Here is a 22,732-nt window from a genome sequence, read left to right on the forward strand (position 1 = left end):
AATACAAAAGCCACCTTAAACGGTGGCTTTTGATTATAAATAAAGACTATTGAGTTAGTTCTTAACTACTCTTACAGTTTTAGTGGTGTTAGCAATTGTTACTTTTACAAAGTAAGTACCATCTTGTAAGTTAGACATGTCTAATTCACTATTAACAGCGTTTGGCGTAGCTCTTAATACTTCTTGTCCTAGCATATTATACATTGTAACATTCTCAATGGCGTTTTGAGCGTTTAATGTTAATGTATTTTGTACTGGGTTTGGATAGTAAGTAAATGCCGCTTCGTTTTCAAAACTGCCTGTAGAAAGTGTTTGCTCTACACTTATATCTAACTGAAAATCACCTGTATTAGCTGCATGACCATCAACATAGATAAAGTAATCTACTGTTCCGCCACCAGTTGCTGAACTTTCCCAACAGAATGTAGATAGTGCAGCGTTAGCTCCACCGTCATCATCACCACCAACACAAACAAGAGCACCACAAGATCCTTCAAAAACTTGTATTTCAGTATCAAATGGTGATGGACTGTTGTCCGTAGTTGCAGTTACAACCTCACCTTCGGAAGTTGTAATAACATACCATATACCAGCACCAAAGTTCATTGTACCTGTACCACCTGCGCAACCTGTTTCAGCACTTCCGCCTCCACCGTTGCAAGCCGTTAAAGCTTCAACATTGGTAGCAGCAACAGTTGAACCAGTAACTGAACTCCCATCAGAAACCGCTATGGCTCCAGCACAATCATTGTTTACAGGAGGACAAGCAGCTTGTGTCAAAGCGGAACTTGATTGTGTACAACTTGCATCATTATCATCTACAACAGTAATGATAACATCAGTTGCATTTACATAAGGTCCAAATGTTAAAGTCGTAACACCAGTAGCTGCTTGCGTAGGGCTACCTTGGTCATCACTTACAGTTAAATCTGTTGCAGAACCCATATCTGTAATATCAACCTCGATATTAAAACCACCTGAAACATCACAATCGTTAACCACTGCATAAGCAACTGTAGCATTTGTACAAGTATTTTCAGTAATATCTAAAGTGTAAGCTGTAGTTTGTGGTGCTGGCCAAGTAGAAATTACAAAATAATATGTTGTGCCATTGGTAACCGCAATATCATCTAATGCAATATCGCCACCAGCAAATCCATTCACACCACCATCCGCACAAGCTGTACCAATATCAGCACAATCTGTGTACATAAAAATACCCGTATATGTGCCTACACCAGATAATAAAACATTTATTGAACCATCAAAAGTAGCAGTATAAGAATAAACTACATCATTACCACCTAAGTAGCCAGAAGTACTTCCACATCCTGAAGCTCCAGGTGAACCAGTATAAACATCACTAAAATTAGCTGTATCATTTGTATCACTGTACGGTAATGCACCTACTATAAATGGATTAGCACAATCGTCTCCCGGCGGTGGATTACCCGTTGTAAAACTCCATTCAAAACATGGCCCTGCAGCAGGTGTAATTCCATTGTAAGGTAAAACAGACCAATAATATGTAGTGTTAAATCCTACACCTGTAACATCAACATTTGTATCTGTTGACCCTAACAGCCCTAAAGATGTTAAGGATCCTGAAGTTTCACCAAAGAAAACTTCATAATCGGTAGGCGCTGGACCAGTAGAAGGAGCTGTCCAACTTAGATTTACAGTACCACCTGCAACATCTGTTGCCATGTCTACTGGAGAAATTGGTGCTTCTGCACAGTTTGGTGCCGCTGGAGGTGTAAATTCTTGAATACAAAAATCATCTGTAGTTAATGTTTGAAAGCTATCTTTCCAAATTGCCATTCTGTAGTTAGTAGAAGGCATTAAAACTAAATCAACACTAGCTGGCATTGCCGCACAAACAATCTCAGTTCCTCCACATGAGTCTAAGATGACATACTCATTATTAGAACCAGAATTTGAAATAGTTATACCACCAGATGCTGTAGTTGTAAATTCATACCAAAAACCTCTATTATCACCTGTTGGATCACAAGAACCAGTACCACCAATATTTGGTGCTGAAGAAAAATCAATAGTAAATGGAGTGGCAGTACTACAATCAGCCTCAACTGTAGCCGAAATTGGAGAGATACATGATTCCCCAAGATTCGGTTGAGTCCATTGTACAGTTACATAACCACTATCTCCTGCTCCACCACCACAATTGGATTGAACATATATATCATATGTTTCACCTGGAGTTAATCCCATTAGTGTTAAAGAAGGAGTTGTCATTACTGTACCAGAAGTACCACCGCCACCTTGAGCATAAGGCGAAACACCATACTCATAAGTCCATTCTGATTCAGAACCACCAACCATCCAAGTAATATCTACATCTGTAGTACTGGTAGTTGTGGCCATAAGAGAAGCTGGTTCAGGGCATGAAGGTGGAGTTGCAGAAGTTATTGTCGGTGATTGAAAACAAAAGCCATAATTCCAATCATCACCAGCTGGATCATCATCATAAGATATACGATATCTAAAGCCAGAAAGTTGAGTTGCAGTAAATGATGCGATATTCAATATATCCGAAGTGTAAGTTACAGGTGTGCCAGAACAAAAATCATTAGTGACTGCTGTTGTTGTTCCTAGTGCATCAAAATTACTTCCCCAATTAACCCAAGCAGATCCATCAGCATCCCAATATTGAAAAACAAGTTCGTCATTAGCTAAATAATAGTAAACATAATCAGCAGTAACAGTCAACCAAGTTTCACCTGCTGCAAATGCAGCCGATAAATCAATTATTGGTGATTCCGCCGCAATGTCATCATCATTACCATTACCTGCATCATCATCATCAAAGGCAAAGTTTGAAGTTACTGTTGGATCCGCTTCAAAGGCCAAAGGATCCGCGTTGTATGTTCCCGTAACAGTCCAAGCTGCATTAGGCCAACCAGCATTTTGGTTAAGAGTTTGTGCAAAACCCACAAACGCGCCAAGCATTAACATTATTACAAGAACATTAATTGTAATTTTTTTCATATAAACATAAATTTTAAGTTAGTATTATGTTAAAAATATGTCAATATTTTACATTAAACATGATCATTACTTACAAATCGATAAAACGCGAAAAACATCGCTGAAGAACAAGCGATGTTTTTAACAATTCCTATAAAAAAGATTTAGTTTTTGACGAATCTTTTTATTAAGCTCTTATTTGAATTTTTTAGTTTAATAACATATTGTCCCACCGACAAATCCTTAATATCTAAATATTCTGAATTACGCATAGTACCTAGCATAATTAGCCTACCAGAAATATCTAAAATTTCGTAAGTAACGTTAATCCAATGAGAACAATCTACATATAAGAAGTCTTTTGTTGGATTGGGGTAAATATTTATATCAAACCTATCAAAATCTTCTATATTTAAGGGGCTTGATCCTTCAACAAGGTTTAAGGTTTGATTTACCTCGATGTTATATAAGATGTCCACTACACCACTAAGCCAAGTTACTTTAACATAATCAATCACAGTATGATGCTGTGTACCAAAAAACTCAGTTCCAGAATTTTGAGATAAGTAACCCTCACCACAATGCGTATATCTGTATTGTTTTTCACCATTAATAGAAATCTCTATCCTAGAACCGATACCTTGTCTGTTACTTTCGGTACCTTCTAACTTTACTTTTAACCAATTGTTTGTATTTGGAGTATTATTTTTCCATAGAAAAATATTGCTATGATTAATATTATTGACTATTATTTCTGGATATCCATCATTATCAGTATCGCCAATAGCATTACCATAGCTGTATGCAAAATCATTGGGTACCGCTGCATTATTTAAATTATAAGTGCCGTCATTGTTGTTTTCGTAAAATGCAGAAGATAACTGACTGGTTATGTTGCCGTTGTTTTCACTACTTACGTATAGGTCTAAATCTTTGTCATTGTCGGCATCTAAAAAAACAGCGCCCCAACCAGTACTATTAAAAGTTACACCATACAACTGTGCTGCGTCTGTAAAAGTACCATTTCCATTATTAATAAAAAGCACGCTATCACTAGGGTCGTTGGTTATGTACATATCTAACCAACCGTCATTATTAACATCTCCTACGGTAACAGTCATTGCATCAATACTGATGTCTGTTCCTGTTTCTTCAGCAACTTCTGTAAAGGTACCGTCTCCATTATTTTTGTACATTAAATTTTGGTTGGTGTATTTATCGTTAGATACATAAATATCCTGATCACCATCGTTATCATAATCTAAAAAAGCAGAGCAGAACGACATAAAGCCCGTGGAGAGTAAATCAGCCTCCGAGTTTGCGAGTGTAAAAGTGTTGTCGCCATTATTTTTGTAAAGAATATTCGGAATTGCAACATCTCTTATACTAACAAAAACATCTAAATATCCATCATTATTATAATCTCCCCAAGAAGCGCCATAGTAAGGAAATTGGTCTTGTAGCATCCCTGAGGATTCCGAAATATCTTGCATTATCATGTTTCCCAAATTCTCATAAAGCTTAACACCAGAATTGGTACTAGTCACAAACAAATCATTATCACCATCATTATCGATATCTACCCAATTAATTTGTTTTGCACTCAGGTTACTTGTTACTATATTAAGATTTTGAAGTACAAAATTTCCGTTAATATTTTTGAAAAAGTATAAAGGATCACCGTTAGACGAAGCTATTGAAATATCATCCCAGCCATCATTGTCGTAATCATAAAAACTTATACCATTACCTAAAAATGTAAGTCCACAGTTTGCAAAAACACCTAGTTGCTGCGAACTTTCTGTGAAAGAAATTTGTGCAGAAGTAAAATTACACAGTATTAAAGCCGTAATGCAATATTTTCTCATAATCTGCTAAACGTATTTTAAAAAATAAAATACCTACAAGCAAAATATAAGATTCATATATATTTAACAAAAAAAGTGCAACTTTTTTGAAGTCACACTTTAATTATTACATTTTATTTATAAAAAAGGGTTTTATTCTGTGAATTTATCCATAACAGCATCACTAACTCCCATGTTACTAAACCCTCCATCGTTATAAAGATTTTGAAGTGTAACACGACGTGTTAAATCGCTAAAAAGGGTTACAGTATAGTTTGCACAATCCATGGCAGTGGCATTACCTAATGGTGACATTTTTTCTGCATAAGATATAAAACCGTCAAACCCTTTTACACCACTGCCAGCGGTTGTTGGAGTTGGTGACTGCGAGATTGTATTAACTCTAACTTTTTTGTCTCTTCCAAAGAAGTAACCAAAGCTACGCGCAATACTTTCTAAATATGCTTTATTATCTGCCATATCATTATAATCTGGAAAGACACGTTGTGCAGCCATGTAAGTTAACGCAACAATACTTCCCCATTCGTTCATGGCATCTGCTTTATAAAGTGTTTGCATCACCTTATGAAATGACATTGCAGAAACATCCGTTCCCTTTTGGGTCCAATCGTATTTTTGGTCTGTATAATGCCTTCCTTTTCTAACGTTAATAGACATGCCTATAGAGTGCAAAACAAAATCAATTTTTCCTCCTAAAATCTCCATGGACTTTTCTACAAGGTTTTGTAAATCTTCTTCTGATGTAGCATCTGCAGGAATAATTTGTGAGCCTGTTTTTTCTGCCAGGGCATTAATTTGGCCCATACGCATGGCCACTGGTGCATTTGTTAGCACAAATTCACCACCCTCTTCATGTACACGTTCTGCTGTTTTCCATGCGATTGAATTTTCGTCAAGAGCTCCAAAAATGATTCCTTTTTTTCCTTTTAGTAAGTTATACATAGTGTATTATTTTAGTCAGTTTTAATGCTGTAAATATAGTATTAATTCAACAATTGCTTGGCATGAGCCATAGCAGATTCTGTTATATTCATTCCTCCTAACATTTGTGCTATTTCTACGACGCGTTCGTCTTCGCCTAATCTTTTTAATTGTGTTTCTGTAGTCGTATTGTTATCTATTTTAAAGACCTTAAAATGCGAATTTCCTTTTGCCGCAATTTGAGGCAAATGCGTTATTGCAAATACTTGCATTCTAGTACTCATCTGCTTCATAATGTCTCCCATCTTATTTGAAATTTCGCCTGAAACACCTGTATCAATCTCATCAAACATTATTGATGGAAGTTGTATATACTCTGATAGTATTGATTTTATTGCCAACATTATTCTAGACAACTCGCCACCAGATGCAGACTTCTTTAACTCATTAAAACTAGAGCCTTTATTTGCCATAAATAAAAACTGTAGATTATCTTTTCCGTTTAGTAAAAATCGCTCTCCTTCGGTTAATTCTATTTTAAACTTCGCGTTTGGCATTCCTAAATCTGAGAGTAAACCTTCGAGCTTTTGAGTTAATATTGGCAGTATAGTTTTTCGCTTTTTTGAAATTTGACCTGCTATGTTATTGAGCTCTTTCTTTAGGTTGGTTATTTCTTCTTCCTTTTTTTTAATAGCATCATCTAATCCTTCTGTATCAGAAACCTTAGATTCTAATTCATTTTTTATCGAAATTAAATCTTCAATTTGAGATACGGAATGCTTTTGAAATAGGTTATTGAGAATTTGAAGTTGAGAATTTATACGCTCTAGCTCTTGAGGATCTGTTGATAATGCATCTTCTAAATCGTCTAATTCTACCAGTAAATCATTGAGCTCTATATGAACACTAGCTACGCGCTCTGCAATAGCTCCGTAAACTTTACCAAAACCAGAAATTTTATTGAGCTCTTGTTTTATGGCATTAAGTTGATCAATAACTCCTTGGTCTTCCATATTTAGAATACCCTTTGCACTAGCAAGCTTCTCTCCTATTACTTCAACATTATTGAGCTGCTCGTACTGCGCTTCTAAATCTTCAAGATTGATAGATTCTAGCTTAATTTCGCTCAACTCATTCATCAAAAAGAGATTGTAATCATACTCTTTTATTAATTCTGCTTTAGAATCGATTAATGCCTTCAAAGATTTTTGTAGCATTTTGTACTCAGCGCGTTTTTGAGCGTATACTTCTAAATTTTCTTTGTTATCAGCAAGCGCATCTATTACCCTAAACTGATAATCGTTCTCGGTTAACTGCTGGGTTTGGTGCTGAGAATGAATATCTATAAGATGCAAACTTAACATCGACAAACTATCTAAAGTGGCTGGTGTATCATTGATAAATGCGCGCGACTTGCCCGAAGGCAAAATTTCTCGTCTAATAATAGTTTGCACATCGTAGTCTATATCTAAGTTTGAAAATAATGGTTTTAGGTTGTAATTAGCAATATCAAAACTTGCTTCTATGATGCATTTCTTATCCTTGGTCTTTACCTGGCTTAGGTCTGCACGTTTTCCTAACACCAAAGATAAACCTCCCAGTAAAATAGATTTACCTGCGCCTGTTTCGCCAGTAATAATGGTTAGCCCATTATTAAACTGAACGTTAAGTTCGTCAATGAGCGCATAATTTTTTATGTAAAGTGATGTTAACAAAAATCTATAGTTTGTTTTTACAAAAATATAGAATCTGAGTGAAGTTGAGAATGGCTAATGAAAAAATAAGCAGAAAATTAAAACTTAATTTTTCGCCATTTTTGAGAGTGCATTGGAGCTATTTTATTGAGTATATCTACAGCTTCTGCAATATTAACACTGGGACCACCTGAGAGTATATCCATAATTTCGTCTGATTTTGCATCAAAAAAGACACGCAGTAGATAAGAATTTGGTCGTCTTTTATGGATCTTCTGTAACTCTGACAAAACTGAAATAATTTTGGACTTTCCTGCTTTTGTATCTTCCGCCATTATGTCCATGCCCTCTATATGGTAATTATACATTGTAGATCTTATCTCCTTAAATGTTGGCGATAATAAATTATCAATTAATGCAAAGCGTGATTGTAAGCCGTCCTCAAGTTTCCAGCCTTGTCCATTTAATTGCTGTGAGTAATTGGCTATGGTTTGTGCCTGGGCAAAATATTCATCTCCGCCGTTTAGCGTAAACGAATCGGCATCCATACCTAATATCATAAAAACATGGAAGGATAATACAGAAACCAAATTAGATTCAAACTGCAGTGGATTAAACACCATGTTTTGAAATTCTATATATTGAAAATTGAAATCTTTATCGTTATAATTATATACTGGCGAGCTATAGGTAGAATTAAAAACTGGTCTTGAGGAAGATACCTGCAATGTTGCGCTAAAACTATCGTTTTCGTATGCAGTTACGTTTATAACCATACTACAATTGATGCGCTCTTCTGCACCAAAATTTTTTTCTGTCCATTTGGTATTGTTTATAAACTCATTAAGTTGCTTTTCTAATGTCTTAAATACAACATTATTATCATTTCCTGTTTGCTGGGCAATAACATTAACAGTGCAGTTTAACTCTTGCGATAACACAACGGCTGAAGACAAAAAGGCCAATAAAACTAATAATTTACGCATTTAGCTGTTTTAAGATCTGTTGCATTAAATCTTTAGCAACTTCGGCTTTAGATTTAAGCGGGTTTTCAATACTATTGTTAGATGATGTTATAAATGTAACTTTATTTGTTGATACCCCAAAGCCTGCACCTTTATCTTGTAAAGAATTAAGCACAATTAAATCTAAATTTTTAGATTTTAATTTTGCTTTAGCATGCTCTAGTTCGTTATTGGTTTCTAATGCAAAACCAACCAAAAATTGGTTTTCTTTTATCTCACCTAAAGATTTTAGAATATCTTTTGTTTTTTCTAACTCTATACTAAACGTGGCATCTTTCTTTTTTATTTTTTGATCTGCTACATTTTTTGGTCTATAATCAGCCACTGCTGCAGAAAGAATTGCGATATCTGTACTATGAAAATGTTTATGTACTTCATTGTACATATCGTCTGCACTAACCACTGGCTTTACAGAAATCAAATTGTGGGTTATGGTTTGATGTGTAGGTCCAGTCACTAGTATTACCTCGGCTCCAAGATTAGCAGCTGCCTTGGCAATTTCAAAACCCATTTTTCCGCTAGAGTGATTTCCAATAAACCGAACAGGATCTATAGCTTCATAAGTTGGTCCTGCTGTAATTAAGATTTTTTTTCCATGAAAAGACAACTGACCTAAGACATCTTTTTCGATAAAACTTACAATCTCTTCTGGTTCTGCCATACGGCCTTCTCCTACCAAACCACTAGCCAATTCTCCAGTTGCGGCAGGAATCATCTTATTACCATAAGATGTTAATTTTTCGAAAGATGTTTTTGTAGACTCGTGTTTATACATGTCCAAGTCCATTGCCGGAGCAAAATATACAGGACACTTGGCAGATAGATAGGTTGCTAAAAGTATGTTATCACAAACTCCATTTGTCATTTTTGCCAGAGTATTGGCAGTTGCTGGTGCAATTATAAAAAGATCTGCCCATAATGCTAGGTCTACATGATTGTTCCAAACGGCATTATCATCATCTTCATCTACAAATGAAGAGAATACGGGATTTTTTGATAAGGTTGAAAGTGTTAGTGGAGTAACAAACTCTTTTGAAGCAGGCGTCATAACAACTTTTACGTTAGCGCCTGCTTTGATAAGTAATCTTACTAAAAAAGTAGATTTATATGCGGCAATACCTGCAGTTATGCCTAATAAAATATTTTTGTCTCTTAGAATAGACATCTAAGGGTTATTGTTGAGTATCCTCAGTATTTCTGTGATAAATTTTACCATCTAACCACTCTTTTACTGCTAACGCATGAGGCTTGGGCAATTTTTCGTAAAACTTAGAAACTTCTATTTGTTCTTTGTTTTCAAAAATTTCTTCGAGACTATCGTTATATGTCGCAAACTCTTCAAGTTTGTCTATTAATTCGCGTCTAATGTCTGTGTTGATTTGTTCAGCACGTTTTGAGATAACAGATATTGCTTCGTAAATATTATCTGTTGCTGCATCGACTTCGTTTCTATTATATGTTACTGTAGAAACTGGCGCATCGGTCTTTTTTAAATCCATCATTATAATTGATTAACTTTTAGTAAATGTACTTAATTCTTGTTCTAATTCTTGCTTCATTGTATTTGCATCTTCCATAAATTCAGAATCTGGATATGCTTTTTTAAAAACGTCATAGTAGCCTATGGCATCTTTTAATCGTTCTTCTTTTAACTGGTCAATACTTAAAATCGCTAAGTTGTATGCGGCATCAAATCTATAAAACATAGCCTCTTTTCTTAATGAGGTACCAGGGAATTCTAGTAGAAAATTGTTGAATGATTTTATGGATGCTTTATAATCTGTGATTAGATCGTACTGCTTTGCAATTTCAAATGCTTTTTTTTCTAGTTTATAGTCTAATTCTTTAACCAATGTATTGGCTTCTGCTAAGTATTGAGAATTAGGGTATTGATTAACAAATAACTGAAGTTTTTCAATAGCCTCAAAAGTTTCTTTTTGATGCTTTGAGTAAACAGGCGAGTTAAAGTAATATCCTTTTGCAGACTTAAAAGCTGCTTCTTCAGCTTTTTCACTTTGTGGATAAATATCAGTAAACTTATCAAAATGATAGCTTGCAATGTAATAGTCTCCCATCTGGTAAGAGCAGTTGGCATGCATATATGTAAGCTTTTCTGCCTGAGGTTTCCCTCTATACTTTGGTAAGATTTGATCTAAAAGTCTCTTAGACTTACTCCACTTTTCAGCCTCATACAATTCATCAGCCATAGAAAATTTCTCTGCAACGTCTTCAGATTTTAATGCTTTCTGAAAATCGCTACACGATACCAATAAAATGGTTGCTAAAAGTATGTAAAATGCTTGCTTCATAAATTTTAAACAAGTTGCAAAAATACGCATTATTAACGGATTTTAAAAACAAAAATTATACGCTAAAGTAATGGTTGTTTTAAATGTGCTCCGTAATTTAAACTAAGTTTAACTTTTACCTAAATCTTTTAAGGCACTTTTAATATCATTTTTTAGCTTATCTGTTGCCTCTACAAGTGGTAAACGCACATGGGATTTAGAAATTTCTAGTGCTTCTAAAACTGCTTTTATACCAGCTGGATTATTTTCAGAAAAAATTAAACGTGTAATTGGCATTAAATCGAAATGTATTTTGTAGGCCTCCTTGGCCTTACCGTCAATACCCAAACGGATCATTTCAGAAAACTTTTTTGGTAATGCCTGACCAATAACAGAAATTACGCCTGAGCCACCAGCCAACGCTATACTCAACGCCAAATCATCATCACCAGAAATGATCAAAAAATCTTTAGGTTTGTTTCTTAATAGTTCTAAATACTGATGAATGTTGTTACCAGCTTCTTTAACCGCAATGATGTTCTCGAAATCGTTTGCCAGTCGTATTGTTGTTTCTGGCAACATATTAGAGGAGGTTCTACCTGGAACATTATATAAAATTATTGGTTTTGGTGACACCTCAGCAATGGCTTTAAAATGTTGGTAAATGCCTTCTTGTGTTGGCTTACTGTAATAAGGAGATACTGATAAAATAGCATCTATCTTTGATAAATCTGTTGTGTTTAATTCGTTTATAACCGATGTTGTATTATTCCCACCAACTCCAAGTACCAGTGGAAGCTTTTTATTGTTCACTTTGGCAATAAATGAAATTAACTCTTGCTTTTCTTGAGCAGTGACCGTGACACTCTCGCCTGTGGTACCACTAATTACCAAATAGTCTGTACCATTGTTTATATTGTACTCTACCAATCGCTCTAGCGCTTCAAAATGTATACTTAAATCTGCTTTAAATGGTGTAATAAGCGCTACTCCCGTTCCTATAAATTTGGTCATTATAATTTGTTTAAAATGTTTAAATATTTTTTTAATTCGTTTTTAAAGGTTTTTACGTCTTTAGGATCTACATCTATGATTAAATCATACAGCCGTTCATCTTTTCGGCTTAATCCAACTTTTAAATTTGCCTTTGATGCAGCTGTTATTAAATCTAACTCTGGTGTATCATTCTTGTAATAACTTACCAACACATCAAAAGGTTCTTCTATAAACGCTTGTAAGTCGATATTATTTATTTTTCCTTTCCACCCAAAATGTTTTGGAGAAAAATACGTTTCCCACTGGCTGCCTTCATACTTATCATCTTTTGTAAAAGCAACGACTTTATGCTTAGGAGATGTTAAGTTTAGCGCTTTAAAATAATTCCTAAAGACCTCAAAATCTTTGAATTCGCTAGCATTAAACAAAACCGCAATAACTTTAACCTTATCGTTGTTTACAGCAGCTTTACGCGCAGACAACAATTTGTTTACATATTTTTGATTTGATTTTTCCTTAAATGCTTTTAAAATCATTTACCTTTAGCCTTTGATGCAAATTTAACAAAAGCATAGCCATTTTTTACTACTACTAAAACAATGATTAAAAAATCACTTTTTATTGTTCTTTTTCTGAGCCTTGTACTTTCTTGTAAAAAACTGCCCAATAGAATTGAAGGTAATCGTCTAGAAATTAACGAAAATATTACACCAAATAAGGAGATAGAAGATTTTATAAGCCCTTACAGAGACAATGTAAATAAGAATTTAGACAGTATCATCTCATTTGCACCTGAAACCTATTCTAAAACCGATGGAGAATTAAATACTGCCATTGGCAACTTAATGGCTGATGCTGTGTTTAGTGAAAGTAACCCTATATTTAATAAGCGTACAGGCAAGACTATAGATTTTGTTTTACTAAATCATGGTGGTATTAGAGCTATAATTTCGCAAGGAAATATTACAACAAGAACAGCTTACGAAGTAATGCCTTTTGAAAATTCTGTTGTAGTTGTTGCATTAAAAGGAAAACAAATCATGGCACTATTTGACTATCTTTCTAAAGCCAAACGTGCTCATCCTGTCTCTAAACACGTTGAATTATTATTAGATAGGGATTACAACATTAAAAAAGTACTTGTTAACGGCAAGCCTGTTTCGGAAGACGAAACATATTACGTAGCTACCAATGACTATTTATACAACGGAGGAGATCGTATGACGTTTTTTCATCCAAACGATAGTTTATACACACTAGATTATAAAATTAGAAATGTGTTAATCGATTATTTTAAAAAAGAAGATACCATCAACCCTAAAATTGACAATCGCTTCACAAGGTTAACTGCAGAATAATGAAAAGAAGACAATTTATACAACAAACAACGGCAGCGACAGCTATGGTTAGTTTAGGTGCTTTAAGCCTGCGGTCTTGCGTTCAGAAGAGAAAGCATATTACAATTCTGCACACTAACGATGTCCATAGCCATATAGATCCTTTTGGACCTAACGACAAAAGAAATGCAAACAAAGGTGGTGTTGCAAGACGTGCTACTCTGGTTGAAAATATTAGAAAAGAAAACCCTAATACATTATTATTAGATGCTGGTGATATTTTTCAAGGCACTCCATATTTCAATTATTATGGAGGTGAACTAGAGTTTAAACTAATGAGTATGCTTAATTACGATTTAGCAACTATTGGAAACCACGATTTTGACAATGGTATAGACGGACTTTATGCACAGCTACCACATGCAAAGTTTGAGTTTGTTTCTGCAAACTATGACTTTTCGAACACAGTAATGGATACGCATGTAAAGCCATACAAAGTTCTTGTAAAAGATGGCGTTAGAATTGGCGTATTTGGTGTGGGCATTCAACTTGAAGGTTTGGTCGATAAAAAAATGTATAAAGAAACTGTTTATCATAATCCTATTGAAGTTGCGCAAGATATGTCGCGTATTCTTAAAGAAGAAGAATCTTGTGATTTAGTGATTTGCCTTTCTCATATTGGCTATTATTACGAGAAGCACCCTAATCGCGTTTGTGATTTAAATTTGGCTAAAGCCACAAAAGATATCGATTTAATTATTGGTGGACACACACATACGTTTTTACCAAAACCAACGATAACTCAAAATAGCGAAGGCAAGAATGTATTGGTTAATCAGGTTGGTGCATACGGATTATACTTAGGTAGAATTGACTTTTATTTTGAACAAGGCAAGCCACTTTATTCAGATAGCACCACAATAATCGTTTAATAAATTTTGTAAGTTTCTAAAATTGAAGCGTCTAAGATTTCAACTAAACCCAGACAATATGAAATCTGACAAAATCATTTTAGTACTTAGAATTGCTGTAGCTGTTATATTAATTCAAACGCTTCGTTTTAAGTTTACAGCGCATCCAGATAGTGTCTATATTTTTGAAACTGTAGGCCTTGAGCCTTATGGACGAATAGGAGTTGGACTATTAGAGCTAGTCGCTGGAATTTTACTGTTAATACCAAAAACTGTTTGGGCAGGTGCACTTTTAACTTTAGGTCTTATAGGTGGTGCAATAGTAATGCATTTAACACAACTAGGTATTGAGGTAAACGGAGATGGCGGAGTCCTATTTTACACAGCAATAATAACATTTATACTTAGTGCTATAATTCTTTATTATTTTAGAAAATATATACCAATTTTAGGCAAGAAATTAAGCTTCTAATTGCTCGTCCATATCTAAATATGTGGGCTGCGGACCAGTATGGCTAATTTGTGATTGTAGATAGAAAAAAACAAACGCTACAACTAAGAAAAACGAATAAATAAATCCTAAATTTTTGTCGTCTATAATATAGTAGTAGGCTAATTGTATTATTTCTGAGAAAACAACACAGATAGACCCTATTAAAAATAACATCGCTTTATTGTCATTTCTATACATGTAATCGATTAATGCAACTGATAATAATGCCATAGTAACACCGTTGTAGACAAACTCTAAAATATATTCGTATGTACTAAGTATACCACCAGTGGCATCAGTAACAATTACAACACAAAAAACGTCAAGCACTATAAGAATAATAATAGGAATTGATAATTCTCTAAAAGCTTTACCAATATTAATAGAAGATAATACTTTAATAATTAAACATAAATATGCAACGATAAATAGTATATTAGAACAGTAATAGTAGTAATCTATTTCACCTTCCTCTATTAGTGGTACATACCAAGAAGCATAGCTCAAAAGATGACCTATTGTGAATATAACCAAAAACCAAAAGAAATATTTAGACTTGTCTTTGGTCCAACGACAATAGAGAATAGTTAAAAGTACAAACATTACAGCACTTACTGCGGCACCTTGAGCTTCATAAGCAAAGCCTTGTAATACAACAAAAACACCACCTAATAGTAGTAATAATATTTTTAAAATCTTATTTACTAACATCAATTAACCCCTTATTAATGAAACGAATATACGAAAAATTAACAATTAAACGATAAAAAATACTTTTTATCGATAAAATGCACTGATTTGTGTAAGAATTTATTTCAAAATAGACAAAAACTCTTGTTCTGAGAGCATGGTAACACCCAAACTTTCTGCTTTTAAGCGTTTACTCGGACCCATTTTATCACCTGCAACTAGATAACTTGTTTTTGACGATATTGAGGACGATACTTTTCCACCATTATCTTCAATGAGTTTTTTAAGCTCATTTCTAGAAACAGATTCAAATACACCTGAAACTACAAATGTTTGTCCTTTTAACTTTTCAGTTTGGTTAGCTAATTTCTCTGCAGAGATTTCTAATTGTACGCCGTAGTCTTTTAGTCGCTCTACAATTATTTTATTTTCTTCTGAAGAAAAGAACTCTACAACACTTTCTGCGATACGCTCGCCTATTTCATCTACAGTTACCAAATCCAAGACTGAAGCAAACATTAAAGCATCTATAGATTTATAATGCTTTGCTAATTTTTTAGCAACAGTTTCTCCAACATACCTAATACCTAAAGCAAACAAAACACGCTCAAACGGAATTTGTTTAGAGGCCTCAATCCCTTTTACCAAATTCTCAGCACTTTTCGCTGCCATCCGTTCTAACGGTATAACTTGCTCTACTGTTAATTCATATAAATCAGCATAGTTTGAAATTAAGCCTTCTTTGACCAAAAGTGCAACGGTTTCTCCACCAAGTCCCTCAATATCCATTGCCTTTCTTGAAATATAATGTTGAATACGACCTACAATCTGTGGTGGACAACCATTATAATTAGGACAATAATGTTTCGCTTCTCCTTCTGGTCTTATCAATTCGGTTTGACATTCCGGACAATGTGTAACGTAGATTGTTGGTTTAGAATCTTCAGGACGTTTTGCAAGGTCTACAGCAATAATCTTTGGAATAATTTCACCTCCTTTTTCTACAAACACCTCGTCTCTTTCTCTAATGTCTAACTTTTCAATCTGATCGGCATTATGCAACGATGCACGTTTTACTATTGTCCCAGCTAATTGTACTGGCTCTAAATTAGCCACAGGTGTTATAGCTCCTGTACGACCAACTTGATAGGTAATTTCATTTAATCTCGTTGAAACTTGTTCGGCTTTAAATTTATAAGCCATTGCCCAGCGTGGTGCTTTGGCTGTATAACCTAATTCGTCTTGCTGATATAAACTATTTACCTTTACCACTACTCCATCAATTTCGTATGGTAGATTATGTCTGTGCTCATCCCAATAATTTACATACTCTAAAACCTCATCAATGGAACTGACCAATTTCGCCTCTTGCGGTACCTTAAAACCCCATTCTCTGGCTTTTTCTAATCCCTCAAACTGTGTAGAAATATTTAGATTATTACCTTTTATACTATAGAGAAAACATTCTAAAGGTCGCTTTGCCACCTCAGCACTATCTTGTAACTTTAAACTTCCTGATGCTGTATTTCTTGGATTTCGATACGGTTCTTCATCATTAGCTATACGCTCTTCGTTCATTTTTAAAAAACCTTCGATAGGCAGAATGATTTCACCTCTTATATCAAAACGCTCAGGATAATCTCCTTTTAACTGCAGTGGTACCGTATTAATAGTTTTTACGTTAGCCGTAACTTCATCACCTTGCACTCCATCACCTCTGGTAACTGCTCTCACGAGTTTTCCGTTTTCGTAGGTTAAGTTCATGGATGCACCATCGTACTTTAACTCACACGTGTATTGCACATCTCCATCTACCATTTTTTTGATGCGCTTTTCCCAATCCATTAAATCTTCTTTAGAATAAGAATTGTCTAAAGAATACATTCTAAAGTCGTGCACAACCGTATTAAAATTCTTGGTAACAGTACCACCTACACGTTTTGTCGGCGAATTTTCATCATAAAATTCTGGATGTGCTTCTTCTAAAGCTTGAAGTTCTTTCAATTTCATATCAAACTCATAATCGCTAATAGTAGGATTATCGAGTATGTAGTAATTATAATTGTGTTGACGTAATTCGTCTCTTAAGGATTGTATTTTTTGTTGTGTGTTCATTTAACTATTAATTTCTCCTATGATAATTAGCTAATAATGATAAACCGCCAAGAAGAATACTCACAGCAATTCCTATAAAAAAAATATGATTTATTTCTCCCGATTTAATTGTACGATTAACAAACATATAGACCGCAGATATTGATATCACCATTGACATAAATCCAAAAATAAACTTGAAAAGTCCACCAAAAAAAGGCCAAGCTAAATTCCCTTTGCCTTTATAATTTTCAATTATCTTAAAGAAAAAGTAAAACATAATAAAGCAAATATTAATACTAATAAAACCAAAAATCTTTTCTGCCAACCCAGCGTCTCCTAGAAACAAAAAGAAAACACTCAATATAAAGTTTAAAACACCAAATATTTTATATAATCTATTAATGTAATCTTTGGATACTTCTCTAAACATAAAACGCTGTGTATATAGTAAGATTTCTAGTTAAATGCCTTCCTATAATCCTTCTTTATTCAACCACTTTGGAGCTGGCAATGGTTTGTAATTATTCATTTTATCTAAAAGTCCTTCAATGGTTGTATCTATAACAACAGCATCTAAATTTTCTTGTTTTAAAAACCCACGTTCCACCATCACTTTGCATTGTTCTATCAAAGCATCATAATAACCATTGATATTTAAAATACCAATAGGTTTGGTGTGTAAGCCTAATTGTCCCCAAGTTGTGATTTCAAAAAACTCGTCCATTGTACCAAACCCACCAGGAATAATAATGAAGCCATCACTTTTTTCATACATAATAACTTTTCTATCATGCATGTTGTCTGTGGTAATCAATTCCGTTAATTCTGTATGAACAATTTCTTTGGTTTTAAGAAATGATGGGATAATACCAACTGTTTTACCTCCGTTTTTTATAACGCCTTCTGCCACCTTTCCCATAATACCAATCTTTGCTGCACCATAAACAAGTGTTATATTTTTTTGAGCAAATTCGTTACCCAAAGCATAGGCTGTTGTAATAATTTCGTTGTCATTTCCGTCGCTACTTCCGCAAAAAACTGATATACTTTTCATGTTACTGTTTTATTCCTTTTAGCATTCTGTCATTACCGTTTAAATCCTTTCTCAATTCAACCGCTTTAAATTCGGCATCCACTAAAAGTTGCTTAGTTTCTTGTCCAAGATACTGGTTAATTTCAAAATAAAGTGAGCCATTAGACTTCAACTTATCAACAGCAAAATCAGTTATCGCTTTATAAAAAAGTAGTGGATTTTCGTTTTCTACGAAAAGCGCCAAATGAGGCTCGTTATCGAGAACATTTGGCTTTATTTCTTGCTTTTCGAGTTCACGAACGTAAGGCGGATTTGAAACGATGATATCGAAAAAGCCCTTCTGCCGTAAAGCGACATCTTCCCAAAGGGAAAATTCTAAAATATTAGTTTTAATAAACTTAACTTCAACACCATTTCTATCCGCATTCTCTTTAGCTATCTCTAAAGCAGACTCTGATATATCAACTGCAAAAACCTGAGCTTCTGGCAAGTGCTTTGCCAACGAAATTGCAATACAACCAGAACCTGTTCCTATATCTAAAATCTTTATTGTTTCAGAATTTTGAATTTTAGATTTTGCATCATTTATAATCCAATCTACAAGCTCTTCGGTTTCTGGTCTTGGAATGAGTACATTTTCATTCACTTTAAATTGTAATCCATAAAACTCAATTTCACCCAACAAATATTGAATGGGTTTTTGCTGTTTTAAGCCTTCTAAAAGTTCAAAAAAGACATCAGTTTCAGATTTAGACAAAGTAAACTCAGGCTCTAATTGCAACTTTATTCTAGCCACATTAAGATGATGCTCTAAGCCTAGATGAAAAAAGCTCGCCACTTCATCCTTACCATAAACTTGATCTAATTCTTTATGAAATATGTCTTTTAAATCCTTTGCTTTCAAAATTAAAATGTTTTAAGCATCCATACGGTACACGAATAATGGCCTGTATTGCCAAGTGGTTTTTCTAAAAATTCGAAACCAACTTTTTTGTACAATTTTCTGGCATCATCCATATAAGGCATGGTTTCTAAATAACAACTTTCAAAACCAGCGTTTTTAGCAAATTCTAAACATGTATTCATCATTTTAGTCCCTAACCCTTTTCCTCTGGCTTCTGGCATAAAATACATTTTTTGCAACTCGCAAACATTGCCTTCGAAGTTATCTAATGGTGCAATGCCAGCACCTCCGAGAATCGCTTCATTCTGAGCTAAAACAAAATATCGGGTTTTAGGATAACTATACGTTTCTGTCATACAATCTAACGACGCATCTTCGTATGCAGTACCAACCTTTGGCACACCCATTTCTATCAGAACACTTCGTATAGCCTTGGCAATTTTAGGATTATCCTTTTGTTCTATTTCTCGAATAACTATGGTATCTTTACTCACTTAATTAAAACCTTTAACACCGATTTTTTACGGCATGAAGATAATTATAAATACCTTTTTATGATTAAAAGAATATTATTCATTTTGATGATTTGTTCACTTCTTTTCAACTGCACCGTTAGAGAAAAACCTCAATTTATTGGCATTGATAATATCAAGGTTTTAGATTCTAATATTGAGACTATTACCATTAGTGCAGATGCAGAGTTTAGCAACCCAAATGATGTTGGTGGCACACTTCAAACAGACGCATTAAAAGTGCTTGTTAACGATAGAGAAATAGCCACGTTTACATCAAAAGAATTTAAAGTACCTTCTAAAGACAAGTTCAAAATTCCGCTTACGGTTTCTATTGCTACAGATAGCATTATAAATAAAGGTAATCTTGGTGATTTGTTGGGTAGTTTGCTATCTAAAAAACTAAAAGTGCAATACAAAGGCGATATTAAGTATAAGGTTTTAGGCTATTCCTCTACCTATAATATTGATAAAACTGAAGACGTAAAAATTAAGTTATAGGTGCAAAAACACGAGCATTACATAAAACGCTGCTTACAAATTGCCAAAAACGGATTAGGAACCACAAGACCAAATCCCATGGTAGGAGCTGTTATTGTGCATAACGACAGTATTATTGGAGAAGGTTTTACCAGCGCTTATGGAGGGCCACATGCTGAAGTTAATGCAGTAAATTCTGTTAAAAACAAATCCATGCTAAAAGACAGCACAATGTATGTGCTTTTAGAGCCCTGCAGCCATTTCGGAAAAACACCTCCTTGTAGCGACCTCATTATACATCACAACATCCCAAATGTGGTAATTGGTTGCATAGATGATAATCTTGAAGTTGCAGGCAAAGGCATTGCCAAATTAAAGGCTCATGGTTGCAATGTTATTGTTGGTGTTTTAGAAGCAGAGTGCAAAGCGCATTTAAAGCGTTTTTTTGCCTATCACAATAAAAAACGACCATATATAATTTTGAAATGGGCCGAAACCGAAGATGGTTTTATGGCACCAGAAACTAAGGATGAACAAAAACCAGTTTGGATTACAAACACTTATTCAAGACAATTGGTACACAAATGGCGCGCTGAAGAACAAGCCATTTTAGTAGGAACAAATACAGTTATGGAAGACAACCCAAGTCTTACCGTTAGAGATTATGCTGGTGAAAATCCTATTAGAATCGTTATAGACAAGACTAATAAACTTGATGAGAGTTATAAAATTTTTGACTCCTCAGCTAAAACCATCAGACTCACTAAAACTGAGCTTAATTTTGATAAACCTTTGGCTTTACAGATTTGCAATTACCTACACCAACATAATATAAACTCTGTGATTATTGAAGGTGGTGCTAAAACACTTCAAACCTTTATTGATGAAAATTTATGGGACGAAGCTCGGATTTTTATTGGTAAAACGGAATTTAAATCAGGTACCAAAGCACCACAACTAAACGGTAAGTTGATTTCAGAGAAAAAATTAAAAGAAGATCAATTTAAATTCTACATTAATGATTGATACCCTTATTTTCGATTTTGGTGATGTTTTTATCAACCTAGACAAGCAAGGTGCTATGAAAAACGCGCTTCATTTGTTTAAGATAGATACGTTTGAAGACGACATGATTAAAACAAATATCCTATATGAAATTGGTAAAATTTCAACTGAAGAATTTATAGACTTTTATATATCTAAATTTTCACATTTAAATGAAAACCAAGTCATCGATGCCTGGAATTACATCTTAAAAGATTTTCCTAAATATCGCTTAGAATTTCTTCAACAACTTGTAAAAGAACAACGGTATAGTCTCATATTATTGAGCAATACTAATGACATGCACATCGACTTTATAAAAACTAACGTTAGTTTTTATGAGAACTTTAAAAGTTGTTTTGACCAATTTTACCTTTCACAAGAGATTCATTTAAGAAAACCAAATAGAGATATATTTGATTTTGTTATAGAAAGCAATAATCTTAAAGCTGAAAACTGCTTTTTTGTAGACGACACCAAAGAAAACACCGATATGGCAAGCTCATTGGGCATAAAGACTTGGAATATTGACGAAGCGAGCGAAGATGTGATAAATTTATTTAAACTTAATAATACGTTGTTTTGATTTTTCTTTTACTAAGTATTCTGTCCTCAACGGCTATTTTTGTATTGTTTAAACTCTTCAAAAATTATAATATTAATACACTGCAGGCCATCGTATTTAATTACATTACGGCAAGCTCTTGTGGAATTCTATTTTATAATAAAAATATTGAAATTTTAGACTTTATTTATGAACTCTGGTTTTATGTGGCACTTGCATTAGGCTTTTTATTTATAAGTATTTTTAATGTTATGGCTCTAACAGCGCAGAAAAATGGATTATCTGTAGCGTCTGTTGCTAGTAAAATGAGCGTTATAATTCCTGTTCTATTCGGTATAATGGTTTATAAAGAAAGTGCTGGCTTTTATAAAGTTTTAGGGATATTTTTAGCTTTAGTGGCTGTTCTGTTAGCCTCTATAAAACCAAAAAGCAACATTAAATTAACTAAAACTATATACCTTCCTATCATTTTATTCTTTGGATCTGGTATTATTGAGACCAGTGTTAATCATTTTGCACCAGACGGAGATATGCCCTTATTCTTGGCCATTATTTTTGCTAGCGCAGGTATAATTGGTTTAGTGTCTGTATGGATTAAAAGTATGAAAGCTAAACAGCCTTTTAAAACAAAAACTATTCCCTTTGGTTTTGCTTTAGGAGTTGTAAACTATTGCTCTATGTATTTTTTATTAAAAGCTCTACGAGTAGAGGGTTTTGAAAGCTCTGCTGTTTTTACAATAAATAATGTTGCTATTGTGGCTTTATCTTGCTTAATAGGATTAATAATTTTTAAAGAGGCTATTTCATATAAAAACTGGATTGGTATTGGTTTAGCAATGGTTTCTATAATCTTAGTAACACTTTAAAAAAAACCACCACTAGTCAT

At 34.0% G+C, this 22,732-nt stretch carries 23 protein-coding genes; 7 read left to right on the top strand and 16 right to left on the bottom strand.

Going from position 1 to position 22,732, the window contains the following annotated elements; genetic code table 11:
* Positions 1–54 precede the first annotated feature (54 nt).
* The 10 genes from BWZ20_RS03600 to BWZ20_RS03645 all read right to left on the bottom strand — a co-directional run bounded on the left by BWZ20_RS03600 (position 55) and on the right by BWZ20_RS03645 (position 12,316).
* Positions 55–3,009: a T9SS type A sorting domain-containing protein gene (locus tag BWZ20_RS03600; RefSeq protein WP_076616429.1), complete on the bottom strand. Its 2,955-nt coding sequence runs from the start codon at positions 3,007–3,009 to the stop codon at positions 55–57.
* 143 nt (positions 3,010–3,152) lie between these two features.
* On the bottom strand, positions 3,153–4,856 hold the full coding sequence (locus tag BWZ20_RS03605) for an FG-GAP-like repeat-containing protein (RefSeq protein WP_076616432.1): 1,704 nt from the start codon (positions 4,854–4,856) through the stop codon (positions 3,153–3,155).
* A 132-nt stretch (positions 4,857–4,988) separates the two neighbouring features.
* Positions 4,989–5,798 carry an enoyl-ACP reductase gene (locus tag BWZ20_RS03610; RefSeq protein ID WP_076616436.1) on the bottom strand — a complete coding sequence of 270 codons (810 nt, stop codon included), beginning with the start codon at positions 5,796–5,798 and terminating at the stop codon, positions 4,989–4,991.
* 41 nt (positions 5,799–5,839) lie between these two features.
* Positions 5,840–7,492, bottom strand: coding sequence for a DNA repair protein RecN (gene recN, locus BWZ20_RS03615; protein WP_076616439.1), 1,653 nt, complete (start codon positions 7,490–7,492; stop codon positions 5,840–5,842).
* Positions 7,493–7,569: 77 nt separating this feature from the next.
* Positions 7,570–8,457 (bottom strand): DUF4835 family protein, encoded by an 888-nt coding sequence (locus BWZ20_RS03620; protein ID WP_076616441.1) that lies wholly within the window; start codon positions 8,455–8,457, stop codon positions 7,570–7,572.
* Positions 8,450–9,661 carry a bifunctional phosphopantothenoylcysteine decarboxylase/phosphopantothenate--cysteine ligase CoaBC gene (coaBC, locus tag BWZ20_RS03625; RefSeq protein ID WP_076616444.1) on the bottom strand — a complete coding sequence of 404 codons (1,212 nt, stop codon included), beginning with the start codon at positions 9,659–9,661 and terminating at the stop codon, positions 8,450–8,452. The genes BWZ20_RS03620 and coaBC overlap by 8 nt, the downstream gene beginning before the upstream one ends.
* 7 nt (positions 9,662–9,668) lie before the next feature.
* On the bottom strand, positions 9,669–9,995 hold the full coding sequence (locus BWZ20_RS03630) for a DNA-directed RNA polymerase subunit omega (protein ID WP_076616447.1): 327 nt from the start codon (positions 9,993–9,995) through the stop codon (positions 9,669–9,671).
* Between the two features lie 12 nt (positions 9,996–10,007).
* On the bottom strand, positions 10,008–10,805 hold the full coding sequence (locus tag BWZ20_RS03635; protein ID WP_076621249.1) for an outer membrane protein assembly factor BamD: 798 nt from the start codon (positions 10,803–10,805) through the stop codon (positions 10,008–10,010).
* Between the two features lie 108 nt (positions 10,806–10,913).
* On the bottom strand, positions 10,914–11,798 hold the full coding sequence (dapA, locus tag BWZ20_RS03640; RefSeq protein ID WP_076616449.1) for a 4-hydroxy-tetrahydrodipicolinate synthase: 885 nt from the start codon (positions 11,796–11,798) through the stop codon (positions 10,914–10,916).
* Entirely contained in the window at positions 11,798–12,316 is a 519-nt protein-coding gene (locus tag BWZ20_RS03645) for a DUF6913 domain-containing protein (protein WP_076616452.1), read from the bottom strand. The genes dapA and BWZ20_RS03645 overlap by 1 nt, the downstream gene beginning before the upstream one ends.
* Before the next feature lie 63 nt (positions 12,317–12,379).
* On the opposite strand from BWZ20_RS03645, the gene BWZ20_RS03650 reads away from it, so the two are divergent.
* The 3 genes from BWZ20_RS03650 to BWZ20_RS03660 are packed head-to-tail and all read left to right on the top strand — an operon-like array spanning position 12,380 to position 14,500.
* Complete coding sequence (locus BWZ20_RS03650) at positions 12,380–13,138, top strand: 5'-nucleotidase C-terminal domain-containing protein (RefSeq protein WP_076616455.1); 759 nt, start codon at positions 12,380–12,382, stop codon at positions 13,136–13,138.
* Entirely contained in the window at positions 13,138–14,049 is a 912-nt protein-coding gene (locus BWZ20_RS03655) for a bifunctional metallophosphatase/5'-nucleotidase (protein ID WP_076616458.1), read from the top strand. Before BWZ20_RS03650 ends, BWZ20_RS03655 begins: the two co-directional genes overlap by 1 nt.
* Positions 14,050–14,107: 58 nt before the next feature.
* Positions 14,108–14,500: a DoxX family membrane protein gene (locus BWZ20_RS03660; RefSeq protein WP_076621250.1), complete on the top strand. Its 393-nt coding sequence runs from the start codon at positions 14,108–14,110 to the stop codon at positions 14,498–14,500.
* Here the strand turns inward: BWZ20_RS03660 and BWZ20_RS03665 are convergent.
* From BWZ20_RS03665 to BWZ20_RS03690, 6 genes are all read right to left on the bottom strand, one after another.
* Positions 14,489–15,232: a hypothetical protein gene (locus BWZ20_RS03665; RefSeq protein WP_076616460.1), complete on the bottom strand. Its 744-nt coding sequence runs from the start codon at positions 15,230–15,232 to the stop codon at positions 14,489–14,491. The two genes, BWZ20_RS03660 and BWZ20_RS03665, sit on opposite strands and share 12 nt — an antisense overlap.
* A gap of 99 nt (positions 15,233–15,331) precedes the next feature.
* Positions 15,332–17,326 (bottom strand): NAD-dependent DNA ligase LigA, encoded by a 1,995-nt coding sequence (gene ligA, locus BWZ20_RS03670; RefSeq protein WP_076616463.1) that lies wholly within the window; start codon positions 17,324–17,326, stop codon positions 15,332–15,334.
* 7 nt (positions 17,327–17,333) lie between these two features.
* Positions 17,334–17,738, bottom strand: coding sequence for a hypothetical protein (locus BWZ20_RS03675; RefSeq protein ID WP_076616467.1), 405 nt, complete (start codon positions 17,736–17,738; stop codon positions 17,334–17,336).
* Positions 17,739–17,780: 42 nt separating this feature from the next.
* Entirely contained in the window at positions 17,781–18,362 is a 582-nt protein-coding gene (locus tag BWZ20_RS15375; protein ID WP_076616472.1) for a TIGR00730 family Rossman fold protein, read from the bottom strand.
* Position 18,363: 1 nt separating this feature from the next.
* Complete coding sequence (gene prmC, locus BWZ20_RS15380) at positions 18,364–19,245, bottom strand: peptide chain release factor N(5)-glutamine methyltransferase (protein ID WP_076616477.1); 882 nt, start codon at positions 19,243–19,245, stop codon at positions 18,364–18,366.
* Positions 19,246–19,247: 2 nt separating this feature from the next.
* On the bottom strand, positions 19,248–19,739 hold the full coding sequence (locus BWZ20_RS03690) for a GNAT family N-acetyltransferase (RefSeq protein ID WP_076616480.1): 492 nt from the start codon (positions 19,737–19,739) through the stop codon (positions 19,248–19,250).
* A 60-nt stretch (positions 19,740–19,799) separates the two neighbouring features.
* Here BWZ20_RS03690 and BWZ20_RS03695 point away from each other — a divergent pair, with 60 nt between their 5' ends.
* The 4 genes from BWZ20_RS03695 to BWZ20_RS03710 are packed head-to-tail and all read left to right on the top strand — an operon-like array spanning position 19,800 to position 22,712.
* Complete coding sequence (locus BWZ20_RS03695; protein WP_076616483.1) at positions 19,800–20,258, top strand: LEA type 2 family protein; 459 nt, start codon at positions 19,800–19,802, stop codon at positions 20,256–20,258.
* Positions 20,259–21,263, top strand: coding sequence for a bifunctional diaminohydroxyphosphoribosylaminopyrimidine deaminase/5-amino-6-(5-phosphoribosylamino)uracil reductase RibD (gene ribD, locus BWZ20_RS03700; protein WP_076616486.1), 1,005 nt, complete (start codon positions 20,259–20,261; stop codon positions 21,261–21,263).
* Complete coding sequence (locus BWZ20_RS03705; RefSeq protein WP_076616489.1) at positions 21,256–21,867, top strand: HAD-IA family hydrolase; 612 nt, start codon at positions 21,256–21,258, stop codon at positions 21,865–21,867. Before ribD ends, BWZ20_RS03705 begins: the two co-directional genes overlap by 8 nt.
* Positions 21,864–22,712 carry a hypothetical protein gene (locus tag BWZ20_RS03710; RefSeq protein ID WP_076616492.1) on the top strand — a complete coding sequence of 283 codons (849 nt, stop codon included), beginning with the start codon at positions 21,864–21,866 and terminating at the stop codon, positions 22,710–22,712. The genes BWZ20_RS03705 and BWZ20_RS03710 overlap by 4 nt, the downstream gene beginning before the upstream one ends.
* The last annotated feature ends 20 nt before the right edge of the window (positions 22,713–22,732 follow it).

It is taken from the genome of Winogradskyella sp. J14-2 (genome assembly GCF_001971725.1).
GTDB lineage: Bacteria > Bacteroidota > Bacteroidia > Flavobacteriales > Flavobacteriaceae > Winogradskyella.

What these genes read in the sequence shown, in the direction of transcription:
- BWZ20_RS03600 (WP_076616429.1), bottom strand. Translation starts at nt 3,009, where the DNA reads ATGAAAAAAATTACAATTAATGTTCTTGTAATAATGTTAATGCTTGGC.
- BWZ20_RS03605 (WP_076616432.1), bottom strand. Translation starts at nt 4,856, where the DNA reads ATGAGAAAATATTGCATTACGGCTTTAATACTGTGTAATTTTACTTCT.
- BWZ20_RS03610 (WP_076616436.1), bottom strand. Translation starts at nt 5,798, where the DNA reads ATGTATAACTTACTAAAAGGAAAAAAAGGAATCATTTTTGGAGCTCTT.
- BWZ20_RS03620 (WP_076616441.1), bottom strand. Translation starts at nt 8,457, where the DNA reads ATGCGTAAATTATTAGTTTTATTGGCCTTTTTGTCTTCAGCCGTTGTG.
- coaBC (WP_076616444.1), bottom strand. Translation starts at nt 9,661, where the DNA reads ATGTCTATTCTAAGAGACAAAAATATTTTATTAGGCATAACTGCAGGT.
- BWZ20_RS03630 (WP_076616447.1), bottom strand. Translation starts at nt 9,995, where the DNA reads ATGGATTTAAAAAAGACCGATGCGCCAGTTTCTACAGTAACATATAAT.
- BWZ20_RS03635 (WP_076621249.1), bottom strand. Translation starts at nt 10,805, where the DNA reads ATGAAGCAAGCATTTTACATACTTTTAGCAACCATTTTATTGGTATCG.
- dapA (WP_076616449.1), bottom strand. Translation starts at nt 11,798, where the DNA reads ATGACCAAATTTATAGGAACGGGAGTAGCGCTTATTACACCATTTAAA.
- BWZ20_RS03645 (WP_076616452.1), bottom strand. Translation starts at nt 12,316, where the DNA reads ATGATTTTAAAAGCATTTAAGGAAAAATCAAATCAAAAATATGTAAAC.
- BWZ20_RS03650 (WP_076616455.1), top strand. Translation starts at nt 12,380, where the DNA reads ATGATTAAAAAATCACTTTTTATTGTTCTTTTTCTGAGCCTTGTACTT.
- BWZ20_RS03655 (WP_076616458.1), top strand. Translation starts at nt 13,138, where the DNA reads ATGAAAAGAAGACAATTTATACAACAAACAACGGCAGCGACAGCTATG.
- BWZ20_RS03660 (WP_076621250.1), top strand. Translation starts at nt 14,108, where the DNA reads ATGAAATCTGACAAAATCATTTTAGTACTTAGAATTGCTGTAGCTGTT.
- BWZ20_RS03665 (WP_076616460.1), bottom strand. Translation starts at nt 15,232, where the DNA reads ATGTTAGTAAATAAGATTTTAAAAATATTATTACTACTATTAGGTGGT.
- ligA (WP_076616463.1), bottom strand. Translation starts at nt 17,326, where the DNA reads ATGAACACACAACAAAAAATACAATCCTTAAGAGACGAATTACGTCAA.
- BWZ20_RS03675 (WP_076616467.1), bottom strand. Translation starts at nt 17,738, where the DNA reads ATGTTTAGAGAAGTATCCAAAGATTACATTAATAGATTATATAAAATA.
- BWZ20_RS15375 (WP_076616472.1), bottom strand. Translation starts at nt 18,362, where the DNA reads ATGAAAAGTATATCAGTTTTTTGCGGAAGTAGCGACGGAAATGACAAC.
- BWZ20_RS03695 (WP_076616483.1), top strand. Translation starts at nt 19,800, where the DNA reads ATGATTAAAAGAATATTATTCATTTTGATGATTTGTTCACTTCTTTTC.
- BWZ20_RS03705 (WP_076616489.1), top strand. Translation starts at nt 21,256, where the DNA reads ATGATTGATACCCTTATTTTCGATTTTGGTGATGTTTTTATCAACCTA.